The organism is Drancourtella massiliensis, from assembly GCF_016900655.1.
In the GTDB taxonomy this organism is placed as follows: Bacteria; Bacillota; Clostridia; order Lachnospirales; family Lachnospiraceae; genus Sellimonas; species Sellimonas catena.
The window spans coordinates 1-3,988 of record NZ_JACJKH010000052.1; the positions used below are offsets into that span (position 1 = coordinate 1).

At 42.8% G+C, this 3,988-nt stretch carries 3 protein-coding genes and 1 pseudogene; 3 read left to right on the forward strand and 1 reads right to left on the reverse strand.

Annotated elements, in window-relative coordinates:
- Positions 1 to 185 (reverse strand): annotated as a pseudogene (locus H6A32_RS15515) (transposase); the annotation flags it as partial.
- Positions 186 to 437: 252 nt separating this feature from the next.
- Between H6A32_RS15515 and H6A32_RS15520 the strand changes: the two are divergent.
- The 3 genes from H6A32_RS15520 to tnpC all read left to right on the forward strand — a co-directional run bounded on the left by H6A32_RS15520 (position 438) and on the right by tnpC (position 3,067).
- Positions 438 to 803, forward strand: coding sequence for an IS66 family insertion sequence element accessory protein TnpB (locus H6A32_RS15520; RefSeq protein ID WP_204864789.1), 366 nt, complete (start codon positions 438 to 440; stop codon positions 801 to 803).
- A complete protein-coding gene (tnpB, locus tag H6A32_RS15525; protein ID WP_204864790.1) occupies positions 793 to 1,155 on the forward strand; it encodes an IS66 family insertion sequence element accessory protein TnpB in 363 nt (120 codons plus the stop codon). Before H6A32_RS15520 ends, tnpB begins: the two co-directional genes overlap by 11 nt.
- Before the next feature lie 292 nt (positions 1,156 to 1,447).
- Positions 1,448 to 3,067 carry an IS66 family transposase gene (gene tnpC, locus H6A32_RS15530; protein ID WP_204864791.1) on the forward strand — a complete coding sequence of 540 codons (1,620 nt, stop codon included), beginning with the start codon at positions 1,448 to 1,450 and terminating at the stop codon, positions 3,065 to 3,067.
- Positions 3,068 to 3,988: the final 921 nt, after the last annotated feature.

The following is a 3,988-nucleotide window of genomic DNA, read 5'->3' on the forward strand; positions in this document are numbered from 1 at the left end:
TAGAACTGTGACAGTTGATAGCCATTCGGATGCTCTTTTTTGTATTCCAACCACTGGAATGCAAGATCAGGAGTCTCCATCGCCATCATACGCTGATGGATCTGAAAGAAATCTGGCAATTCCTTTTCAGCGCGGCGGAGATTCTCTGGCGGATAGAAAGCCTCCTCGACTTTCTTCGGCGGCATTGCTTTCAACTCCTCCAGGGAAAGCCCCAGTTCATGAAAGCGGTTCATAATAAGTGTTACGGTACTGTTTCCTATGTTGTACCGCTTCTTGGTAGTGCGGTATCCAATACCGCTCTGACGTAATTCAATCAGTAAACGCCAAATAGCAAGTACCTTTTCAAAACCACCATATGTGAGATAATAGACTCATCACTAGAAAGTCAAAAAAGTTTAGTACTCAACTTTTTTGACCAGGACTACAGGAGGTGAGTCATGAAATCCCATACAAGTTTAGTTGCACAACAAACCCGTCTGAGTGAATGGGCTGAAATGGTCCGGGATTGCCAAAATCGCCCTCAGGGTATGAAAATGGACGAATGGTGCCGGCTGCATGATATTACGAAAGCGAGTTATTATTGGAGACTCCGAAAAGTTCGGGAAGCTTTTTTGGAAGTTGCTGACACCACACCAGATTTTATCGAAATTCCTTCTTCGGCAATCCAGCCTGAAACGAACACACCATCAAATCAAACCGCTGCTGTGATCAGAGGCAGCAACCACCTCACACTGGAGATCACAGAGCAGGCATCGGCTTCATTTCTTCGTACACTGTTGGGAGTGATGAGGGATGCTCAATGATGGTACCGGGTTCAAAAAAGTGTATATTGCTGCTGGATTTACCGATTTACGCAGGGGAATTGATGGTCTTGCCAGAATCATACGTTTCCAGTTTCATCTCGATCCTTATGATAAGAATACGTTATTCCTGTTTTGCGGCAAACGTACGGACCGGATAAAAGGGCTCCTTTGGGAGGGGGATGGCTTTCTCCTGTTGTACAAAAGGATTGAAAACGGGAACTTTCGCTGGCCGCGTACCAAAGATGAGGCATTGGAGATTACCACAGACCAGTATCAAATGTTGATGCAGGGTCTGGAAATCGTTGCCAGAAGTCCGATCGGGGAAGTTCCGGATCCCGCGTTCTCCATGTGAGTTGTGCAAAACAGAGAAAATAAACTATCATTCTGCCATGTGAATGGATTCTGCGCAGACTGACATCGAAAGTTATTCACATCTGAACCGTTCCGTGTGAGTTGTTGAATTCTAATAAAGCAAAAATGGTTCGGATTGTGGATAACCGTCATCAGTATCTGAATTTTCGGCATTTCTTTTCGGGCGTTTAGGCCTGTTATCCACCGTCAAAATGACGAAAATGGAAAAACTCAAAAATGGCGAACCTGTGCCGTTTCTGTTATAATACCACTCAGGAAAGAGAGGTTCGGTTATGGCAGTGAAGTATACGGAAGAACAATTAAATACCATTGATAAGTCGTTTCTGATTCATCTGCTTTTACAACAACAGGAACAGCTGGAAGCCTTAACAAAGGAACTCCATGCATCCAATGAACAAATGCAGCTTTTGATGGAACAGGTCATCCTTGGGAAACAGAACCGGTTTGGCCGGTCTTCTGAAAAAATGGAAGATCCCAATCAGATCAGTTTTCGTGAAGTAGATGGAACCATCGTGTTTTTTAATGAAGCGGAAGCCGTATGTGACCTGAGTGCATCAGAACCGGAAGACCTGGAACTCCCAGCGCCAAAGAAGCCGAAGCGGAAGGGAAAGAAAGAAGCGGATCTTTCCGGACTTCCGATCAGACGGATTGACCATTATCTGTCTGAGACAGAATTGGAAGCAGAATTCGGCGTCAATGGATGGAAGCAGTTACCGGATGCCATATCTAAAAAATATCATTTTGTACCTGCAAAGGTGGAAGTGGAAGAACATCACATCGGTGTTTATGCCAGCAAAACGGATGAACATATGGTAAAGGCAGGTCATCCGGGAACCCTGCTGCATGGAAGCCTGGTCTCCCCCTCTTTGGCTGCCGCTATCATAAATGGCAAGTATGTGAATGCAGTTCCGCTTTATCGGCTGGAGCAGGAATTCCAGCGATACGGCCTTCAGATCACACGACAAAACATGGCAAACTGGTGTATCCGTCTCGGCGAGGATTATTTATCGGTTCTTTATGATCGTCTGCATAAAGAATTATATTCCTATCATGTCATCCAGGCAGATGAAACTCCGGTACTGGTCAACCATGACGGACGGAAGGCAGGCTCCAAAAGCTGGATGTGGGTATACCGTTCCGGGTATCTGTATCACAAGAAACAGATTGTCTTATATGAATATCAGCAGACGAGGAATGCATCTCATCCCCGGGAATTCCTGAAAGGGTATGACGGCATCTGTGTGACAGACGGCTATCAGGTCTACCATACGTTAGAAAACGAGTTGGAGGAACTGAGAATTGCCGGATGCTGGGTACATTGCCGCCGTAGATTTGATGAAGCTTTGAAGGTCATCAAGAAATCCAGCCAAAAGGAATCCGAAGCATTTCTTCTGATGAAACAGATTCAGGCGATCTACCGGGAAGAAGGGAAACTGGATGCCCTTTCATCTGATGAACGGCTTCAGCAGCGGCAGGCGGTGATCAAGCCACTTGTGGATGCTTTTTTTGCGTATCTGAAAACCATGAAGGTATCCAAAAAGGATAAATTTGGAGATGCCGTTGGTTATGCTCTGAATCAGGAAAAATATCTTCGGGTATTCCTCACAGACGGGGATGTCCCGATAGATAACAATGCATCGGAAAGAGCGATCCGTGGCTTTTGTATCGGAAAGAAAAACTGGCAGATGATAGATACGATCAATGGGGCCAGGACATCCGCGATCATTTACAGTATTTTGGAAACTGCAAAAGCCAATCAGTTGAAGCCTTTTGATTATGTGCAGTATCTCCTGGAAGAGATTCCACAACACATGGAGGATACGGATTATTCCTTTCTGGAAGATCTTCTTCCATGGTCAGAAAAACTTCCGGCAGAAATTCGCAAAGTTTAGAGACAGGCGGCTGCTCTGCAGCCGTCGAAAAATGTCAAGGTACTTACTATTTGGCGTTTACTTCAATCACGCCAATGATGGTTGAGTATTTTTGCATTTGGTGCTCCTTTCTCAACTTGTAATGAACGAGTTTCATTGTTCATTATAAAAGAAAGCGCACCGTTTAGAATGGAATCAGCGCACCGCTATTTCAGAATAGGTGCACCGCTAATTCTGGAATGGACGCACCAATCGACTGGAATTTGCACTGTACCATATCTATCATAGCTGGGACTTCGTATCGAGTTAAAGGCTTGCTCATTTGTAGTAAATTCGTGGTAAATTCAAAGTTTGAAGTCCTCAAAATATACGATAAATACAGTGCTTTAGGGGATAATCGGACTTTTTAGAAAGATTTTATACCAAAAATAGATAGATTTACAATAATGACCTGCTTTTCAATTTTTATCAATTGCCAGAAATGTTAGTCGAGAATGGAATCTTTGCTTTGACAACATTTCCGGCATTTAATGTAATCAAATAGGTAAAGGCGGAATTATTGTGGAGCAATTACAAGGGTTTATTGACTAAACACAATATAGTTTCCCGCTTTAGGTATCATCTATCATACCTTTAATATTCTTATTGAATAGAAAAGAGTATGTTAGCAAACAAATCAGCAATAATAAAATAAACGTTTGACCAATTGCAATAAAAAAGATATCTGAGTAGAAAACCCAGGTCTCCACAGTTCCTTGGAGTATTATTGTAGTTATAATTCCTAAAACATATGCTACAAATGCGCTTTTAAAAATACTTTTCCATAGAGGTTAATTGAAATCCTTACTGCAACATTGAAGTTGTAACTGCACATTGAAAACTTTATGAAGTTGTAACTGCATAATATCATGAGTAATTGCAACAGTTTTAAGCTGTTTTTCT

Bases quoted from the DNA above. Each gene is read 5' to 3' on its own strand.
- H6A32_RS15520 (WP_204864789.1), top strand. From the start codon at position 438: ATGAAATCCCATACAAGTTTAGTTGCACAACAAACCCGTCTGAGTGAA.
- tnpB (WP_204864790.1), top strand. From the start codon at position 793: ATGCTCAATGATGGTACCGGGTTCAAAAAAGTGTATATTGCTGCTGGA.
- tnpC (WP_204864791.1), top strand. From the start codon at position 1,448: ATGGCAGTGAAGTATACGGAAGAACAATTAAATACCATTGATAAGTCG.